This is a genomic window from Negativicutes bacterium, from assembly GCA_018052945.1.
Classification (GTDB): Bacteria; Bacillota; Negativicutes; order JAGPMH01; family JAGPMH01; genus JAGPMH01.
The window spans coordinates 13,047-31,429 of sequence record JAGPMH010000010.1; the positions used below are offsets into that span (position 1 = coordinate 13,047).

The 18,383-nt window shown below is 33.2% G+C and carries 21 protein-coding genes; all 21 read right to left on the reverse strand.

Translation table 11 applies throughout. The features are described from left to right. Positions 1 to 38 precede the first annotated feature (38 nt). The 21 genes from rplS to xseB all read right to left on the reverse strand — a co-directional run bounded on the left by rplS (position 39) and on the right by xseB (position 18,370). Positions 39 to 380 carry a 50S ribosomal protein L19 gene (gene rplS, locus KBI38_02675; protein MBP8628968.1) on the reverse strand — a complete coding sequence of 114 codons (342 nt, stop codon included), beginning with the start codon at positions 378 to 380 and terminating at the stop codon, positions 39 to 41. A 107-nt stretch (positions 381 to 487) separates the two neighbouring features. Continuing rightward, a complete protein-coding gene (locus KBI38_02680) occupies positions 488 to 1,060 on the reverse strand; it encodes an RNA methyltransferase (GenBank protein ID MBP8628969.1) in 573 nt (190 codons plus the stop codon). A gap of 1 nt (position 1,061) precedes the next feature. Then, a complete protein-coding gene (gene trmD / locus KBI38_02685) occupies positions 1,062 to 1,793 on the reverse strand; it encodes a tRNA (guanosine(37)-N1)-methyltransferase TrmD (GenBank protein MBP8628970.1) in 732 nt (243 codons plus the stop codon). Then, positions 1,793 to 2,287 carry a 16S rRNA processing protein RimM gene (gene rimM / locus KBI38_02690; protein MBP8628971.1) on the reverse strand — a complete coding sequence of 165 codons (495 nt, stop codon included), beginning with the start codon at positions 2,285 to 2,287 and terminating at the stop codon, positions 1,793 to 1,795. The genes trmD and rimM overlap by 1 nt, the downstream gene beginning before the upstream one ends. Then, positions 2,283 to 2,690, reverse strand: coding sequence for a YlqD family protein (locus KBI38_02695; GenBank protein ID MBP8628972.1), 408 nt, complete (start codon positions 2,688 to 2,690; stop codon positions 2,283 to 2,285). The genes rimM and KBI38_02695 overlap by 5 nt, the downstream gene beginning before the upstream one ends. A 79-nt stretch (positions 2,691 to 2,769) precedes the next feature. Further along, complete coding sequence (locus KBI38_02700; protein MBP8628973.1) at positions 2,770 to 2,997, reverse strand: KH domain-containing protein; 228 nt, start codon at positions 2,995 to 2,997, stop codon at positions 2,770 to 2,772. A 5-nt stretch (positions 2,998 to 3,002) separates the two neighbouring features. Further along, positions 3,003 to 3,284, reverse strand: coding sequence for a 30S ribosomal protein S16 (rpsP, locus tag KBI38_02705; protein ID MBP8628974.1), 282 nt, complete (start codon positions 3,282 to 3,284; stop codon positions 3,003 to 3,005). Between the two features lie 27 nt (positions 3,285 to 3,311). After that, entirely contained in the window at positions 3,312 to 4,661 is a 1,350-nt protein-coding gene (gene ffh, locus KBI38_02710) for a signal recognition particle protein (GenBank protein MBP8628975.1), read from the reverse strand. A 1-nt stretch (position 4,662) separates the two neighbouring features. Beyond that, the gene (locus KBI38_02715; GenBank protein ID MBP8628976.1) at positions 4,663 to 5,022 is read right to left on the reverse strand and encodes a YlxM family DNA-binding protein; all 360 of its coding nucleotides are present in this window, start codon (positions 5,020 to 5,022) and stop codon (positions 4,663 to 4,665) included. 92 nt (positions 5,023 to 5,114) lie between these two features. After that, positions 5,115 to 6,032 (reverse strand): signal recognition particle-docking protein FtsY, encoded by a 918-nt coding sequence (gene ftsY, locus KBI38_02720; GenBank protein ID MBP8628977.1) that lies wholly within the window; start codon positions 6,030 to 6,032, stop codon positions 5,115 to 5,117. 17 nt (positions 6,033 to 6,049) lie between these two features. Continuing rightward, entirely contained in the window at positions 6,050 to 9,595 is a 3,546-nt protein-coding gene (gene smc / locus KBI38_02725; protein ID MBP8628978.1) for a chromosome segregation protein SMC, read from the reverse strand. 71 nt (positions 9,596 to 9,666) lie between these two features. After that, positions 9,667 to 10,422, reverse strand: a complete 756-nt coding sequence (locus tag KBI38_02730) for a hypothetical protein (GenBank protein MBP8628979.1) — start codon at positions 10,420 to 10,422, stop codon at positions 9,667 to 9,669. A 12-nt stretch (positions 10,423 to 10,434) separates the two neighbouring features. Continuing rightward, a complete protein-coding gene (recN, locus tag KBI38_02735) occupies positions 10,435 to 12,132 on the reverse strand; it encodes a DNA repair protein RecN (GenBank protein ID MBP8628980.1) in 1,698 nt (565 codons plus the stop codon). A 15-nt stretch (positions 12,133 to 12,147) separates the two neighbouring features. Continuing rightward, on the reverse strand, positions 12,148 to 12,600 hold the full coding sequence (gene argR, locus KBI38_02740; protein ID MBP8628981.1) for an arginine repressor: 453 nt from the start codon (positions 12,598 to 12,600) through the stop codon (positions 12,148 to 12,150). Between the two features lie 6 nt (positions 12,601 to 12,606). Next, positions 12,607 to 13,173, reverse strand: coding sequence for a methyltransferase domain-containing protein (locus tag KBI38_02745; GenBank protein MBP8628982.1), 567 nt, complete (start codon positions 13,171 to 13,173; stop codon positions 12,607 to 12,609). Position 13,174: 1 nt separating this feature from the next. Then, positions 13,175 to 14,032: an NAD(+)/NADH kinase gene (locus tag KBI38_02750; GenBank protein ID MBP8628983.1), complete on the reverse strand. Its 858-nt coding sequence runs from the start codon at positions 14,030 to 14,032 to the stop codon at positions 13,175 to 13,177. Between the two features lie 14 nt (positions 14,033 to 14,046). Further along, positions 14,047 to 14,850 carry a TlyA family RNA methyltransferase gene (locus KBI38_02755; GenBank protein ID MBP8628984.1) on the reverse strand — a complete coding sequence of 268 codons (804 nt, stop codon included), beginning with the start codon at positions 14,848 to 14,850 and terminating at the stop codon, positions 14,047 to 14,049. A gap of 9 nt (positions 14,851 to 14,859) precedes the next feature. Next, entirely contained in the window at positions 14,860 to 16,734 is a 1,875-nt protein-coding gene (locus KBI38_02760) for a 1-deoxy-D-xylulose-5-phosphate synthase (GenBank protein MBP8628985.1), read from the reverse strand. Positions 16,735 to 16,799: 65 nt separating this feature from the next. Beyond that, the gene (locus tag KBI38_02765; GenBank protein MBP8628986.1) at positions 16,800 to 17,246 is read right to left on the reverse strand and encodes a divergent PAP2 family protein; all 447 of its coding nucleotides are present in this window, start codon (positions 17,244 to 17,246) and stop codon (positions 16,800 to 16,802) included. 9 nt (positions 17,247 to 17,255) lie between these two features. Next, positions 17,256 to 18,131 carry a polyprenyl synthetase family protein gene (locus tag KBI38_02770; GenBank protein ID MBP8628987.1) on the reverse strand — a complete coding sequence of 292 codons (876 nt, stop codon included), beginning with the start codon at positions 18,129 to 18,131 and terminating at the stop codon, positions 17,256 to 17,258. Positions 18,132 to 18,133: 2 nt separating this feature from the next. Beyond that, complete coding sequence (xseB, locus tag KBI38_02775; protein ID MBP8628988.1) at positions 18,134 to 18,370, reverse strand: exodeoxyribonuclease VII small subunit; 237 nt, start codon at positions 18,368 to 18,370, stop codon at positions 18,134 to 18,136. Positions 18,371 to 18,383 lie beyond the last annotated feature (13 nt).

An 18,383-nucleotide genomic window follows, 5' to 3' on the forward strand; every position in this document is an offset into this window, starting at 1 on the left:
TAGGGACTGCACCAGAAATACAGTCCCTACTTTTTCTACTAACGTCTTTCTTTAATACGAGCAGCTTTACCAGTAAGATTACGTAAATAGTAAAGTTTTGCACGACGTACAATACCTTTACGAACTACTTCAATTTTATCAAGTCTTGGGGAATGTACAGGGAATGTACGTTCTACGCCAACACCATAAGATACACGTCTAACTGTGAAAGTTTCACGAACTCCACCGCTTTGACGAGTGATTACTACGCCTTCAAAAGCCTGAATACGCTCACGAGAACCCTCTACTACTTTTACATGAACACGTACAGTATCTCCAGGTCTAAATTCAGGGATATCACTACGTAATTGTTCTTGTTCTAAAGCTTGAATAATATTCATTATAATTCCTCCTTATATTAGACGTTCATAGCGAATAATCGCAGAGGACCGTCCACATGCACTTAAATATTATAACACTTAAAATTAAGTATTACAACAATATTTTATTATTTTTTCCACCAAGTTTCGCCTAACAATCGGTCTAAAATAATCGCCACTGCCGAACGCACCGGTAAATGGTTATAGTCACCAGGTCCATAAATAGGTTCTAAAATATAATCAAAGTTTTCCATAACCTCATTTTTTATCCCCCATCCAGTACCAAACAAGACTAAGCAAGGTCTATTATCATTTGATATTTTATCACGTAAATTATTGTATGAAATGGTATTAGGAAAAACCCTTGCATCAGTCGTAACAACGATTGGTCGTTCACCTTCTTGGATCGTTATTTCCTCAATACAATCTTCAATCGAATCTTTTAAATTGACAATACTAAATGCTTCTTTGCGATCAACATTATAAGTACTGCCAAAACCTTCTTGCCAATATTCCAAAACTTTACCAACTAGATCTTGTTGAATAGCATGCGGATGAATAATATAGTAATTGCTAATATTATACGTCCGTGCCGTTCTGGCAATATCGTGAATATCAAAATTAGTAACGGCGGTAGTAACAATTTCATTGTTTTTATTATAAATAGGATAATGTACTAATCCTATATAGACATTGGACAAATTATTCACTCCTATGTTTAAGCGTTGCTAGATATTTTTTGTCATCAGCACTTAAAGTGGTTTTTTCCAATAAATCTGGTCGATTTAAGAAGGTCTTTTTCAGACTTTCGTTATGTCGCCATTTTTTTATTTTAGCATGATCACCTGATAGTAGTATTTCCGGCACTGACATTCCTCTAAACTCGCGTGGTCTAGTATATTGTGGATATTCTAATAATCCATTATAAAAAGAATCGCCAATAGCCGATTCTCCTGAACCTAAAACACCATTTAGCATTCGAGCTACAGCGTCAATAACAACCATTGCCGGTATCTCGCCCCCGGTTAAAACATAGTCACCAATTGAAATCGCTTCATCTACCAGATTATCGGTTATTCTAGCATCAAAGCCTTCATAATGGCCACAAAGAAAAATCAGTTCATCATATTGTGCTAATTCCTTCGCTTTTTCTTGAGTAAACGGTTGACCACTAGGACACATTAAAAGCACTCTTTTTTTTCCTGATGTTTTAAGACTCTCAACAGCTGCAAACATTGGTTCAGGTTTTAAAACCATCCCAGCTCCACCACCAAACGGATAGTCATCGACCATTTGATGCTTATCTTGTGCAAAATCCCTTGGATTAACAGTTTCAATCGTTAAAAGTTTTTTTTCTTGAGCTCTTTTCATAATGCTATGATTAAATGGTGCTGTAAACATATCAGGAAAAATCGTTATTATATTGATTTTCATTAATCTAATTCCTCTAATAACTCAACTTTCATGAAGCCATCCACAAGGTTTATTTCTTTTACTACTTTTTTTAGTGCAGGCACCAGTATTTGTTTCTTGCCCTCAACAACATAAACATCATTGCTACCAGTCTTTAAAACTTCAGTAATCTTACCTAATTTAGAACCTTTATCATCAATAACTTCTAAACCAATTATATCAAAGTTATAATATTCACCTTCAGGCAATGATGGTATATCACTGCGATTGAGCATTAATAATTTCCCGTTAAAAATTTCAATATCATTTCTGCTATTAATATTTTTAAATTTAGCTATAATAAATTTATTACTAAATTTTACAGATTCCAGTTCCATTTTTGAATCATCTTCTAGAAAAACAGTTTTTAAATTTTCAAATCGTTCCGGAAAATCAGTTAACGGCACAATTCTAACTTCACCCCGCACGCCGTGCGGGGCTGATATCTTACCTATAACAACTTTTTTCATACTAATTCCTAAACGCCAGAATTTTACCGTCTTCCAGTAAAACTTCAGAATTCATAATTTGAGGCAATTCATCCCCTACTTTTAATTCCACAATACGTTCAAATGTTCCTTGAACAATTTCCGACCCAATTTCTAAGTCTGATGTTTCTTTTAGTTTTTCTAATAAATGATTTTTCAGATCTAATCTTTTTTGTTTTTCCATCTCAACTTGTTGACGAATCGCCACTAGCCCTTGAGCATCTTGTTTAGCTTGTTCTGCCATAACACGTTTAGCATGAAAATCAATTTGTTGTAATTCTAAGTCAGTTTTTTTAAGGTTATCTTGTAATTCATTTGTTAATTGTTTTTTAAGATTTTCTGTTACTTTTGCTTTAATAGTAATTGGACATTTTATAGTTATACTTTCCATTTGAGTCCACCTTCATATTATTATTTTATAAACAAGTAGCGGCAAGACTTTCTAAATAGAAAATTTTGCCGCGTAAACACTAGACTATTTCAACAGTAACTTTTTTATTTTCAATAGTTGCTGCTGCTTTAACAACAGTTCGTAACGCTTTTGCAATACGACCTTGTTTACCAATAACCTTACCCATATCTTCTGAAGCTACACTTAGCTCATAAACTATGATGTTAGAGTCATTTTTTTCAGTTACTACTACTTGTTCAGGATTACTAACCAAGGCTTTGGCGATAACTTCAATAATTTTCTTCATCGATATTATGCCTCTTTCTTAGCTTTTTTTTGCTCATCCCATTTTTGCATGATACCAGCTTTACTAAATAAAGATTTTACAGTATCAGTAGGTTGAGCACCATTTTTCATCCAGTTGATTGCTTTTTCTTCATCAATTTTGATTACTGCAGGTTCAACAGTGGAATCATAGTGTCCTAAAATTTCAATAAAACGTCCATCACGTGGAGAACGTGAATCAGCTACAACCACACGATAGAACGGATTTTTTTTAGCACCCATACGGTTTAAACGAATTTTAACTGCCATTAATTTCACCTCCTTATATTATTATAGTTATTTCATAAATGGTAATTTAAAACCACCTAAGCCTTTACCAAACTTTTGTAAGCCCTTCATTTTTTTCATCATTTTCTTGGCTTCAACAAATTGTTTAATTAATTTATTAACATCCTGCACACGAGTTCCACTACCAGTAGCAATCCTCTTTCGTCTACTACCATTAATAATATTAACATCACGACGTTCTTTAGGCGTCATCGCATAAATAATAGCTTCAATGCGTTTGACTTCCTTCTCATCTATTTTAACATCGCCAATTTGCTTCTTCAAATTACCCATACCGGGAATCATATTTATAATCTGCTCAAAAGAACCTATTTTTTTAATTTGTTGCATCTGCGTTAAAAAATCATCTAACGTAAATTCATCTTTTAATAATTTTTGTTCTAAATCTTTAGTCTTTTCCAAATCAAAATTAGTTTGAGCTTTTTCAATCAAAGTGAGCATATCACCCATGCCCAAAATTCTTGAAGCCATTCGATCAGGATGAAATGGTTCTAACGCATCCAGTTTCTCGCCCATACCAACATATTTTATCGGGCAACCAGTTACCGCTTTAACCGATAAAGCCGCTCCACCTCTAGCATCGCCATCAAGTTTTGTTAAAATAACACCATCTAAGCCTAAATCAGCATTAAATGATTCTGCAACATTAACCGCATCTTGTCCTGTCATCGCATCAACAACCAACAATATTTCATGTGGTTTAGCAGTAGCTTTAACATCTTTTAGCTCTTGCATTAACTCTTCATTAATATGAAGACGACCGGCAGTATCAATTATAACAATATCATTAGCATATAAGCTAGCATGTTCCAACGCTTTTTCTGCAATTGTTATCGGATTATTACCCTCCGGTAAAGAAAACACCGGTATCTCTAACTGTTCGCCTAAAACCTGCAATTGCTTTATCGCCGCTGGACGATAAATATCAGCTGCAACCAACAACGGACGCTTAGATTGCTTTTTAAAATTCATTGCTAGTTTACCGGCAGTGGTAGTTTTCCCGGCACCCTGTAAACCGACAAGCATAATAACTGTTGGCGGTCTTGATGAAATGGCAATACGACTTTGAGTGCCACCCATTAAATCCGTTAACTCATCATTTACTATTTTTATGATAAATTGCGCTGGCGTTAAACTCTCTAAAACCTCTTTACCAATAGCTTTTTCTTTAACTTTAGCAATAAAATCTTTTACTACTTTAAAGTTAACATCAGCTTCTAACAACGCCATTCTTACTTCGCGCATAGCTTCATTGATATCTGTTTCAGTCAATTTACCTTGACCACGCAATTTTTTAAATGTTTCTTGCAGCTTATCAGCTAAGCCCTCAAAGATCATTTTATTCCTCCTTGTCATCACTTATTAAGCTTGACAACTTATGTATAACAATTTCCAGTTGATATTTTTTTTTGATATCATCCGGCAAATTTTTCATTATAGAAAAGATATCTTGGATACATTCCTGTTCTGTTTGATATCTTCTAACTAACCCTAATTTTCCTTCATAATCAACCAACATTTGTCTGGTACGATTTATAATGTCATATATCGCTTGACGTGAAACGCCAAATTCATCGGCAATTTCCGATAAAGAAAAATCATTAAGAAAATGCATCTCAATACACTTTCGTTGCTTATCAGTTAACAACGCACCATAAAAATCATAAAGTAAACTAACTTGTAAAAAAGATTCTAACAAATTTCTCACCAACTCACCTTATGCTTATAGCGACAAGTATTTTTCCTTTACCTTGTTTAGTATATAGATTGCCGATTAGTTTGTCAAGCTTTTTACTTGTCACCAAATAATGCTTTTGAAAACTCTTCGGGGTCAAACGGTCTTAAATCATTAACACCCTCACCGATCCCAATCCACTTCACCGGTATCTCTAGTTCAGATTTTATTGCTACAACAACTCCACCTTTAGCCGTACCGTCAAGTTTAGTCAAAACTACCCCGGTTAGCGGTGTTGCTTGCGAAAAAAGCTTTGCTTGATTAATAGCATTTTGTCCGGTAGTAGCATCTAACACTAACAATGTTTCATGTGGCGCTCCAGTAATTTCACGCTCTACAATACGATTAATTTTCTTTAGTTCTTCCATTAAATTAAATTTAGTATGAAGTCTACCAGCAGTATCAATTATTAAAACATCAGCCTCTTTAGACTTTGCTGATTTTAAAGCATCATACACAACGGCTGCTGGATCTGACCCTTCAGTATGTTTAATAACATCAACGCCAATTCTCCCACCCCAAATTTCTAACTGGTCAATTGCCGCCGCCCTAAAGGTGTCGCCGGCTGCTAAAACAACTTTTAAACCTTGTTCTTTATAATAGTTCCCAAGTTTTCCAATGGTAGTAGTTTTACCGACACCATTTACACCCACAACTATAATTACCGTTGGACCTTGCTTCGCATAATTAATTTTATAGTCACCATTGCTTAATAATTCTTTCAACTTAGCTTCAAGAAATGGTCTTAAATCTGCTGGTTCATTAATTTGCTTAGCTTTAATCCCATCTCTAACATCCTGCATTAAAATTGAGGTTGTTTTTATTCCAACATCAGCCATGATCAAAACTTCTTCTAATTCATCTAAAAAATCATCATCAATCGTTGCATAACCTATAACCAGTTTTTCTATTTTCTCTGTTAGTGTTTTTCTTGTCTTTTCTAGTCCTGATTTTAGTTTGTCAAAAAAGCCCATAAGGCACCTCCGCTTATTTAAAAGTCATCAATTTTTACTGATATAACCTTTGATACTCCCGAATCCTCAACTGTCACCCCATGCATAACATCAGCAGCTTGCATCGTTCCTTTGCGATGTGTTACAACGATAAATTGAGTATTGCGCGCATATTCTTGTAAGAAATTTGAAAACCTATCCAAATTAGCTTCATCTAATGGCGCATCTATCTCATCAACAACACTAAAAGGGGCTGGTTTGTATTTAAGAAAGGAAAATAGTAAGGCAATTACCGTTAATGCTCTTTCTCCACCTGACAATAAAACTAAGTTTTGCATTTTTTTATCGGGGGGCTGAACAATTATTTCAATACCTGTTTCCAATAAATTTTCTTTATCAGTTAACTTAATTTTAGCTTCGCCGCCGCCAAATAAACGCTTAAAGGTCTCGGCAAAATAAATATTAACCTTTTCAACCGCCTCCGCAAACTGCTTTGCCATATTAGCATCAATTTCAGCAATGACACTACTTAAATAGTCTTTAGCTTTGATTAAGTCATTAGATTGTTCTTGCAAAAAAACATAGCGTTCTTTAGCAGTTTTAAATTCCTCAATAGCATTATGATTGATTAAACCTAATTCTGCAATGTTTTTCTCCAACTGACGAAGCTTATACTTTACTTCAGATGTTGGTATTGCTAAAACACAAGCATCTACCTCAGTCAGCTTAAGTTGATGAATTTCCGTCAATTCTTCAGCACAACGATTCAACTCATATTCATATTTGGTCTTAAGCAATTCTAACTCATGTAAGTTATTTTGGCTTTCATTTAATTTTTTCCGTAATAATTTAATGTTTTTTTCAAACTGTTGTTGCTTATTAAGCAACTCCAACTTTGTTGCTTGTAGTAATGATTTCTTTTGCTCTAAATCAACTTTTTGAGTAATAGCACTATCGCCTTCTTGTTGACATAAATTTATCTGACCTTCTAATGTAAAATTGTGTTCTTCCAGTTGCTTGATAATATCACAATTTTGTTTAGATTTCGTTACTAATTCAAGCATACTATTTTGATATATCTCTTTTAATTCGTTATGACGGTTAAGTTTTGCTTCAAGCGCTTGTCTGAAAAGCTTGTTTTCATTGTATAAAATATTCAACTTTGCTAACTCTTGCTTTTGTTTTAACAAAAGCTCATTAACAGTTTTTGCTTTTTCTTCAACATCTTGATCATTATTTTCCAATATGTCAATTTCAGCTTTTAACTGGGTCAAGTTATCTTGAAGTTTTTTTATCGCTTGCTCATTAGGTAAATTACTTTCAGTGACAGCAACTATTTCCTGCTTGAGCCTTAACAATGCTTGAGCCTTATTATCAAGATAAACTTTTCTTTCGGCTAGTTCTACTGTTTTTGTCTTAGCTTGCTCTTGGACTAAAGTGGAATTTTCTTCAACTTTTGCAATATTTTTTTGCACCAATTGCTCAGCTTTAGTTTGCTGTAAAATTAATTGTTGCAATTGTTGAATCTCATCCTCTAACTTTGAAATTTCTGCTTCTCTATTTAAGAATGAGTTTTCTTGATTATACTTACCACCACCGCTTAAAGCTCCACCCGGCGTTAAAATTTCTCCATTTAAAGTGACAATTCTAATATTGTAATTCATCTTTCGTGCAAGTTTCATCGCACTATCAATATTATCAGCAATAATAGTTCGTCCTAACAAAAACCGTATTATATTTTTATATTGCTCATCACAACTTACGACTTTATCAGCAAAATCTATTATCCCAGTTTCTTGTAATATTTTTTCATCTTGCTTAATATTTTGTTTAATGTTCGGTATTGGCAAAAATGTAACGCGCCCTAACTTTTCTTCTCTTAAATAATTGATTGCACTTTTAGCAGTGTTTTCCTCTAAAGTTATTACATTTTGCAAAGAGCTCCCCAAAGCTATTTCAATAGCAGTAATGTATTCTTTCTTTACTTCAATAACTTCAGCAACAACACCACAAATGCCGTGAGACCAACTTTGATTAGCCTTCAATACCTCTTTTACACCTTTTCCAAAACCTTCATATGAATGTTGCATATGACTTAATACATTAAGTTTACTATTGTGAGAACTCAACAAATTATTATTTTTACTAAGATTGTTCTTAAGTAAATTATTCTCAGTACTATATTTTTGATGCAAAGTTTCCATTTCTTTAAGTTTTTCTGTTAAGGTATTGAGTTCCTTTTGCAAAAGTTCAAAATTAGTCTTATCCTGCTCTATCTCATTAACAAGAATTTCTTTTTGGGAAAGTTGCATTTTTAAATTTGCTTGTTCTTTTTCATTACTTTCAATTTTATTTTTTAAATCGGCTTCCAACAGCGATAATGAATTTTTAGAATTCAAAAGATTATAAGTATGTTTTTGGATTTTTTCATTAATATTTAAAAGTTCAATTTCAGTACTACTAATATTTTCTTGCAACATTACTATTTCGCCTTCTTGATGTTCCAATAAATAATTAGTTTTATCAAAATCAGCTAAGTCTTCACTGTGATATGTTATAATTTCGTCGATTTTTTCTTGTAAATCAATTTCTTTCTGCTTACATTCAACATTTTCCTGCGCTATTCTTTCAATATTGCTACAATTCTGATTAATTCTCTCTTGAAATAATGCCTGCTGGTTCTTAGCCGTATCAATTTTAGCACTAACAGTTTGCAATTCCTGTAACAAACTCTGGACATTAGTTTCAAGTTCAAAAAGTTCTATAGTAAGACGCTCTTGCGCAACTTCTTGCAAATTTATATTAGTTTCAATATCAATATTAGTACTTTTACCCTCACTAATTTTTTGTTCAGCTTCTACTAAAATTTTTTGATATTTCAAATATGAATCTGCTAATAGCGCGACCTGATACTTTTTATAATCAGTTTGAATTTCATTGTATTGTTGAGTTTTTTGAGCGTTGAGCTCTAAATTTTCTAGCTGACTTTCAATTTCAGCGATAATATCATAAACTCTCGTTAAGTTTTGTTGAGTTTCTTCAAGTTTTTTTAGTGATTCCTTTTTGCGATTACGAAATTTAGTTATTCCGGCAACCTCTTCAAAAATCAAACGACGTTCTTCCGGTTTACTATTTAGAATTTGGTCAACTTTATTTTGGCTGATAACACTCATTGCATCACGGCCAAGTCCACTATCAGCAAATAATTCATGAATATCTTTCAAGCGACAAGCTGCTTTATTGATATAATATTCACTATCACCCGAGCGAAATAGTCTACGCGTTACTTTTACTTCGTTAAAATCAATTGGTAATTTCCTATTAGTATTATCAAACAACAATGATACCTCAGCGACGCCTAGAGCTTTACGCCCTACTCCACCGGCAAAAATAATATCCTCCGCTTTGGCACCTCTTAAATTTCTGATGTTTTGTTCACCTAACACCCATTTGATCGCATCAGTAATATTACTTTTACCGCTACCATTAGGACCGACTATTGCCGTCACACCTTTACCAAATTCAATTTCCAACTTATCCGCGAACGATTTAAAGCCATATGCCTCTAATTTGACTAATTGCAAAGAAATCACCTTTCCAATTTTAAAAATCTATCATTACTTAAAAAGACCACCATCCGGTAGCCTTTAATCTTTTAATTTAAGCTTTTGCCAACAGCAAAATTAGCAATATTTCTAATAATCTCTTGTGGATCATATTGTGGAGCACTGATAAATTCTAAATCAAAATTAACACTCTTAATTTTGATTTTATCAATAATATGATGATTTGTTGTCAAAAACATATCTTCCGCAAAAGTATGGTTTATGTTTTCACTACTTCCATCTTTATGCTCTGCTTCTTTTATATATTTATTAAAAATTGCTTCTAATGACTCCAAACAATTACCGGCAGCATCATAAATAAATAAATGTTTTGGATCGCTGCTCGTTTTTATATTTTCATTTTCTAAACCATTTTCTTTTTTGACTGCAGTAACCCACTCTTTATCTATATCGATTTTAACATTGCTAATGTGTGGTTTTGCAATAATTTCTTCTGCAAAATCCACTTCATAAAGAAAAATACCGGCATCCTTAGCGACATTTTGAATAATTTTATTATATACCGGTTTAGTAAAAGTTACTCCGGTAACAAAGCCTGAAACATCATTAGTGAGATTTACAAAATTAAACAGTTCATTTTGCGGTAATTGCTTATTAATATTTTTGAAATCAATAATTATTTTATACTTATTGCTGTTATAGAAAAATTCCCACAGCAAATCAACATCATATTCTCCAGTGCGTCCCTCTACTGTCGCATTTTTTTCAATATTAACAGTTTCAATTACTGTTTTTTCTTCTTGTGCCATGATTATTATTTCGTCAATCAACTTCTGATAATTCATCTATATACCCCTTTATATTATCAAATTTTTCTTTTCTTGAGCAACTTGTAGCATATGTTTAGCATTGTCAAGGGCAATTTTACTGACCTCATCACCTGAAGCCATTCTAGCCAACTCTGCTAGTCTTTCCTTATAATTTAATGAGCTAACTTCAGTTACCGTCTTATCTTCTTTGACATTTTTACTAATATATATATGCAAATCAGCCATACAAGCAATTTGCGGTAAATGAGTAATACATAATACTTGTTTATGCTTTGCAACAATAGCAATTTTATCCGCTACCATTTGTGCAGTTTTCCCACCGATGCCAGTATCAATTTCATCAAAAATCATTACACCGTTAGAATCAATTTGTGCATCAATCGTTTTTAAAGCTAACGCAATTCTCGAAAGTTCGCCCCCAGAAGCAACTTTACTTAACGGCTTTAATTCTTCACCTTTGTTAGCCGAAAATAAAATTTCGACTTTGTCAACTCCAGTATTGTTAAATTTATCAGTAGAAATCACATTCATTCTAACTAACGAATTAGGCATTCCTAATTCAGTTAAATGTTGCTGAATTTCCTGAGCTAAGGCTTCTGCCGTAACTTTACGTAACTTTGTTAAAATTACACTTGATTTTAACAAATCTTTTTCAAGTGCAGCCAACTCTTTATTTAAACTTTCAATATCTTGATCGTAATTTTCAATATTAGTTATTTCAGTTTTCGCATCATTATAATAATTTAAAATATCAGTGATTGTAACACCATATTTTTTTCGCAATTTATAAATTAAATCCATCCTGGTTTGTAATTGATTTAATTTATCAGGATTAAATTCTAACTGATAACAATAATCTCGTAGTTCTAAACTACATTCTTGCAATTGAATTGAAACATCATTAATCAATTCTAAGTATTGTTTAAACTTTTCTTCAAAACTCACAATATATTCTAAATTCTTTTTAACTTCTGCTAAATAGGCATTAATTCCTCTTTTGCCACTGTCACCTTTTTCTAATAAATCATGCGACCGCTGTAGAGCCTCGGATATTTTTTCACTATTTGATAAAAGTTTAATTTCGGCCTCATGCTCTTCTTCTTCACCTGGCTTTAATTTTGCTTGATAAATTTCATCAACTTGCCATTTTAGCATATCAATTCTTTGAGCATATTCACTAGCCTTTTCTTTATAATCTAACAGTTTTTTGGTTGTTTGCTGATATTTACTATAATATTCTTTATATATTTTTAACCTATCTTTAATTTCTTCATTATGTGCATCCACTAAATTAAGATATGTATCTTTTTTTAGTAAAGCCTGATTTTCATGTTGTCCATGAATATCAATAAGTTTGTGCCCTAAAAGTTTCAAATTGCTTAGAGTAATCTGACAACCATTAATTGTTATAACATTTTTATTTTGCACAGTATATCTTCGACTAACAATAATTTCATCTTCTTCATAAACAATATCCATTGTTTCCAACAAATCTTTGATATCGCTATTTTCAGCGCAATCAAAGACTGCCTCAACCTTCATCCATTCTGCACTTTGACGAATGTTATCAGCTGAAGCTTTAGCCCCTAAAATAATACTGAGCGCATCAATTAAAATAGACTTACCCGCACCGGTTTCTCCGGTTAAAATATTTAAACCACTACTAAATTCAATATTAATAAATTCAATTAACGCAAAATTCCAAACTGTTAAAGTTTTCAGCATAAGAAAATACCTCTATTACATACTTAAATTTTTAAGTCTTTGCACAATATCTTCGACCGCCTGGATAGGCTTGATAACTGCTAAAATATTATCATCACCAGCTACTGTTCCTATTATTTCAGGCCATTTTGCATAATCCAAAGTTGAAGCAACTGCATTAGCTGCTCCTGGCAAAGTTTTGATTACAATGATATTTTCACTGTAGTCAATAGAAGTAACCGAATCTTGAAACATTCTTACCATTCTCGATTGAGAGAAAACAACATTTTTTTCTAAAGGAAAAGCATACCGATATCTACCATCACCGGTTGGTAATTTTATCAGCATTAATTCTTTAATATCTCTAGAGACTGTTGCCTGAGTGACATCAATAGATTTTTTCCGCAATTCTTCAGCTAACTCTTCCTGCGTCTCAATAACTTTATTTTCAATAATATCTTTTATTCTGGTATGTCTGATTGATTTCATATCTCGTCAACCCCTAACCTTTTCTATAATGTAAAATACCGGAGCTTTATCGGAATGATTTATCATTTTAAAACTAGCCACTGTAAAATATTTTGAGGACAAAGTTTGTAATTGATCTTGGAGAATAAGATTTTCTGCAAAGCCCTCATTATGACCGGGATATGATGTTATAGCAACTATTCCGCCAACATTAAGTTTTATTAATAATTTTTCCAATAACAATATTGTCGTTGGTGCGGTTGTAGTAATGTTTTTATCACCATTCGGTAAATAACCCAAATTTAATATTACAACATCCAGCTTATTTTTAATATAATCCGAAAAATTAATATGATTATCACAAAACCAGCTAACCTTGTGCTCAACACCTTGCTCTTTTAAAAGTTTTTTACTATTAGCAATCGCTTCAGGTTGAATATCAAAAGCATAAATTTCAGCTTGTGAAAGTGAGTTCTTACTCAAAAACAATGTGTCAAAACCGTTACCACAAGTTGCATCAAGCATTATCTGTGCCTGTTTAACCTTATCTAGCAATAAAGTATGTGCTACATTAATCATATTAAAACTTTGCATCTTATTCGCTCCGCAACAATTTCTTTTTGATAGTTTTATAATAATTTTTATCAGTAAATCTAATAAAATCAGCTGTCAATAGCGATTTTTTAATTGTTATTAAATCGCCCGGTAACAACGGATAAACAATCTGTCCGTCGACGGTTAAACCAATATCATTATGTCTGGCACTGACCTTTAATTTAATTTCTTCATTTTCATCAATTATTAGTGGTCTAGCATTAACCGAATGTGGGCAAATTGGTGTTATTAACATAACCTTCAGACTCGGATTAATGATTGGTCCGCCAGCTGATAAAGAGTATGCTGTCGAACCGGTCGATGTTGCAAAAATAATACCATCAGCCTGATATTCTGCCGTTAAAATATCATCAATTAATAATTTTAGTTTTATCATTCTCGATAACCCACTTTTAGTTACCACTATATCGTTAATTGCCTCTGCTGAAAATATTTTTTCACCATTGCGATACACAACGCCTTCTAGCATCAATCTTTTTTCAATAAAATAGTTATTGTTTATTATTTTTGTTAACTTATCAATTATTTCATCAGTTTCGATTTCTGCTAAAAACCCTACTCTACCTAAATTTATGCCACACAGTGGAACACCTTTACTGGCAAACTTTCGACCGGTACTAAGTAAAGTCCCATCGCCACCTAAAGTTAAAGCTATGTCAATGTTGCTATACAAGAAATTATTATCAACAATAAATTTATTAAATTTACCAATCACTCTGACCTTTTCCGGCAAAAAAACTTCTACATTTTGAGTTTGTAAAAAATTTATCATTTTCTCTAAAATATTTTCAATTTCTTTTTTTGCCATATTGGGAAATATGCCAATTCTCAACAACATTCACCCCTTTACTACTATAATTGTTCGTGCGATTTTGTTACTATACTTTGAATCAACTCAGCATCAATCTCAACTGAGACTACTTCTTCATTTCGAAGATATAGTAAGTATTCAATATTACCTTCCGGTCCTTTTACCGGTGAATAAGTTAGTGCTACTGGATTTAATTCATGTTCCACACAAAAATTCACAATATCAGTTATAACCTTAAGATGAATGTTAGAATCACGAACAACACCCTTTTTACCAACATTCTCTTTCCCAGCTTCAAATTGCGGTTTAATCAGCGCTACTATTTCTGCCTTTGGTGCCATTAAGACTTTTAATGGTAACAATACTTTTGTTAAAGAAATAAAAGCTACATCAATACTGGCAAACTCAATAAATTCACCAATATCCTCAAATTTCACATTTCTAATATTAGTTCTTTCCATATTTATTACTTTATCACTAGTCCGCAACGACCAAGCAAGCTGTCCATAGCCTACATCTATCGCATAAACTTTTTTTGCTCCATTTTGCAATGAACAATCAGTAAATCCACCGGTTGATGCACCAATATCAGCAACAACCTTATCCTTCAATTCGATCTGAAATTCTTTAATCGCTTTTGCTAACTTTAGACCGCCTCTACTAACATAACCAATATTATCACCAGTAACAACAATATTAGCTGTTGTTGGAACCAATGTACCGGCCTTATCAATTTTTTTATTGTCCACAAATACTAAGCCAGCCATAATGGAACTTTTAGCTCGTTCCCTGCTAGAAACAAGATTTTTTTCTACTAACAAGACGTCTAAGCGCTCTTTTTTCATATATTCACCTTAATCTTTTAAAAACTCTATAGCCTTCTCTACTATTTTTTCTACTGACAAATTATAATTATCAAGCAGTTCTTGGCGTTTACCTTGCTCAATAAATTTATCCGGTAGCCCTAACCTTAAAACTCTAACATCAAACATATTATTATCATTTATATATTCTAAAATAGCTGAGCCAAAGCCCCCTGCTAAAATATTATCTTCTACTGTTATTAATTTTTTTGTTTGTTTACTGATATCATTAATTATTTTTTCATCTAACGGTTTAACAAATCGAGCATTAATAACCGAAGCATTAATTCCTCTGGCAGCTAAAAGTTGACTAGCCTTGATACAATTATCTACCATCGCTCCAATGGCAAAAAAAGCTACATCAATGCCTTTACTTAAGATTTCGCTACTACCGATTTCAATAAACTTAGGTTTATCCGGTACTTCCACCCCAATTCCACAGCCTCTTGGATAACGAATAACAACTGGGGACTGATATTTTAATGCCGAATATAACATATCATTTAATTCACTTTCATCTTTTGGCGCCATAATTGTTACATTAGGCATATGCCTAATAAAGCTGAAATCAAAAACACCATGATGAGTAGGACCATCTTCACCAACTATCCCTGCTCTATCAAGCATTAAAACAACCGGTAAGTTTTGCAAGCAGACATCATGAATAATTTGATCATAGGCTCTTTGTGCAAAAGTTGAATATAAGGCCAAGACCGGCTTTTTCTTTTGACTAGCCAAGCCTGCAGCAACTGTTACTGCATGTTGTTCGGCAATTCCAACATCAAAAAATCGTGTTGGAAAAATTTCACCAAATTTTTTCAGGCCGGTTCCCTCAGGCATTGCTGCGGTAATTGCAACAATATCTTCATCTTCCATCGCTAAATTAACTAAAGCTTTGCTAAAGACCGCAGTATAAGTTGGCTTTGAATTAGTTTTGATAATTTCTCCTGATTCAATACAAAACGGTCCCACACCATGAAATTTATTAGATTTGTTTTCTGCCGGAACATACCCTTTTCCCTTTTGGGTTAAAACATGGATTAATACCGGTCCATTAATTGCTTTAGCTTTCTCTAAAACTTCACTTAATAATTCTATATTATGTCCATCAATTGGTCCTAAATAAGTAAAACCAAGATCTTCAAATAATTCTCCCGGAATTAATAAATAGCGCAAACTATCTTTTACTCTTTCCACTGCATTAGCAACACTATCACCAATTGAAGGTATTTTTCTCAATAAAAATTCTAAATCATGTTTAACTTTATTATAAGTTGGTGCAGTACGCATTTGTGATAAGTATTCCGATAAGGCCCCTACATTTTTATCAATTGACATCTCATTATCATTTAAAATGACAATCATATTTGTCCCTAAGTGTCCAGCGTTATTCAATGCCTCAAAAGCTTGTCCACCTGTTAAAGAGCCATCGCCAATCACTGCAATCACTTCATTATTCTGTCCCGAAATATCTCTAGCTAGCGCCATTCCTAACGCAGCTGAAATGGATGTGCTAGAATGTCCGGTTCCAAAGCTATCGTATTCACTTTCACTGATTTTTGGAAAACCACTGAGACCATTTTTTTGTCTTAAAGTGTTAAATTTTTTTCTTCTACCGGTTATTATTTTGTGACAATAAGCTTGATGCCCAACATCCCAAATAATTTTATCTTCAGGCATATTAAAAACTTTATGTAACGCTAATGTTAATTCAACTACTCCTAAACTAGGTGCTAAGTGACCACCAGTTTTGGCAACAGTTTTAATAATTGTTTGTCTTATTTCTTCCGCCAAAACAATTAACTGCTCTTTTGATAGAGCCTTTAATTTGCTTGGCAAATCAATAGTATCAAGTATGCTCAAAATAAGTCACTTCCCTAAAAAATCTAAAAGCTATCATTACATTATATCATGCTAATAATTATTTTTCATTATTTAACAAAAAAACATCCTACAACAAAGCCCAACACTGCTCCGGCAATTACTTCTAGTTGAGTATGCCCTAATAATTCTTTTAAACTTATGTCATCGATAGTGTGTTCTACCCTTAATTGTCTAACAATCCGATTTATTGCTTTAGCATGCTTACCGGCTGCTTGTCTTACCCCAGTCGCATCATACATAACAACTAATGTAAACACAACAACAATTGCAAAAAGTTCTGAATTAACTCCTGCCTTTTTTCCAACTGCCGTTGCCAAGCCTACAACTAAAGCTGTATGAGAACTCGGCATTCCGCCAGAGCCCACTAACCGTTCAATATTAAACTCTTTGTACTTGTAACAATCGTACACGGTTTTTAAAAATTGCGCTATCGCCCACGCTAAAATAGCCGCCATAAAAACCTCATTATTAATCAGATCTGTTAAAAAGTCCATACTGCACCTCTATTTATCTCTCACTAATAATTTTTCCGCAAAGTTTTTTAACAATTTGGCATTATCTCCAAAATCAGCTAAACATTCAATCGCATTGTTAACTGCTACTTGTGCCATCTTCTTTGCTTCTTCGACCGAGTATAAGGTAACAAACGTAGCTTTATTATTTTTTTCATCACTGCCTACCGGTTTACCAATTTTTTCTTGTTCGCCGACTGCATCTAAAATATCGTCTGTTATCTGAAAAGCCAGACCATAGAATTTCGAAAATTGTACTAACATTTCAAGTTGTTTAGGATTTGCTCCGGCAATCATTCCACCAGCTTTTATAGCCGCTGTAAATAAGGCTCCGGTTTTGGCATTATGCATCAACTGTAATTTTTCCAAAGGAATGTTTTGTCCTTCAGATTGCATGTCCAAAACTTGACCACCAACCATCCCACTCGGCCCTGCTGCTTTTGCAATTTCTGCAACAACAGCTACCAAAGTTTGAGGTTGAACATCTTTTTGTGCCAACATTACTTCAAAGGAAAGCGTCAATAAAGCATCACCAGCCAAAATTGCAATTGCTTCATCATAAACTTTATGATTGGTAAGCTTCCCACGACGATAATCATCATTGTCCATTGCCGGCAAATCATCATGGATTAAAGAATAAGTATGAATCATTTCCATTCCACAAGCAATATTTAAGTAATTTTCCCCTTGTTTACCTAAAGCCTCTACTGCAGCCATCAATAATAGCGGTCTTAATCTCTTACCGCCGGCAAAAATACTATACCGCATTGACTCATATATTATCGGCGCTAATTCACTCTCTACCGGAATGAATTTATCTAAAGCCGCATCAATTACTGCAATTTTTTCATTATAACTAGTATTCATTGTTATTCCTCACTAAAATTTAATTTATTTTGCACCAATCCAGTTTTATCTTCTTTTAAGATTATATCAATTTCCTGCTCTGCTATTTCTAATTTTTCAATGCAGTTTTTTGCTAACATCATACCTTCACCGTATTTTTTCACCATATCTTCTAATGAAACATTGCCTTGTTCTAATTCTTTAATTATTAGCTCCAATTGCTCCATATTATTTTCAAAAGTATTCTTTTTCTTACCCATTTATTTTTCCACC

Excerpts from the sequence above, each read along its gene's own strand:
- KBI38_02695 (MBP8628972.1), bottom strand. The coding sequence starts at position 2,690 with ATGGAAAGTATAACTATAAAATGTCCAATTACTATTAAAGCAAAAGTA.
- KBI38_02745 (MBP8628982.1), bottom strand. The coding sequence starts at position 13,173 with ATGCAAAGTTTTAATATGATTAATGTAGCACATACTTTATTGCTAGAT.
- xseB (MBP8628988.1), bottom strand. The coding sequence starts at position 18,370 with ATGGGTAAGAAAAAGAATACTTTTGAAAATAATATGGAGCAATTGGAG.
- trmD (MBP8628970.1), bottom strand. The coding sequence starts at position 1,793 with ATGAAAATCAATATAATAACGATTTTTCCTGATATGTTTACAGCACCA.
- rpsP (MBP8628974.1), bottom strand. The coding sequence starts at position 3,284 with ATGGCAGTTAAAATTCGTTTAAACCGTATGGGTGCTAAAAAAAATCCG.
- KBI38_02730 (MBP8628979.1), bottom strand. The coding sequence starts at position 10,422 with ATGAATTATCAGAAGTTGATTGACGAAATAATAATCATGGCACAAGAA.
- KBI38_02765 (MBP8628986.1), bottom strand. The coding sequence starts at position 17,246 with ATGGACTTTTTAACAGATCTGATTAATAATGAGGTTTTTATGGCGGCT.
- argR (MBP8628981.1), bottom strand. The coding sequence starts at position 12,600 with ATGAAATCAATCAGACATACCAGAATAAAAGATATTATTGAAAATAAA.
- ffh (MBP8628975.1), bottom strand. The coding sequence starts at position 4,661 with ATGATCTTTGAGGGCTTAGCTGATAAGCTGCAAGAAACATTTAAAAAA.
- ftsY (MBP8628977.1), bottom strand. The coding sequence starts at position 6,032 with ATGGGCTTTTTTGACAAACTAAAATCAGGACTAGAAAAGACAAGAAAA.
- KBI38_02770 (MBP8628987.1), bottom strand. The coding sequence starts at position 18,131 with ATGAATACTAGTTATAATGAAAAAATTGCAGTAATTGATGCGGCTTTA.
- KBI38_02755 (MBP8628984.1), bottom strand. The coding sequence starts at position 14,850 with ATGAAAAAAGAGCGCTTAGACGTCTTGTTAGTAGAAAAAAATCTTGTT.
- KBI38_02750 (MBP8628983.1), bottom strand. The coding sequence starts at position 14,032 with ATGTTGTTGAGAATTGGCATATTTCCCAATATGGCAAAAAAAGAAATT.
- rplS (MBP8628968.1), bottom strand. The coding sequence starts at position 380 with ATGAATATTATTCAAGCTTTAGAACAAGAACAATTACGTAGTGATATC.
- KBI38_02700 (MBP8628973.1), bottom strand. The coding sequence starts at position 2,997 with ATGAAGAAAATTATTGAAGTTATCGCCAAAGCCTTGGTTAGTAATCCT.
- recN (MBP8628980.1), bottom strand. The coding sequence starts at position 12,132 with ATGCTGAAAACTTTAACAGTTTGGAATTTTGCGTTAATTGAATTTATT.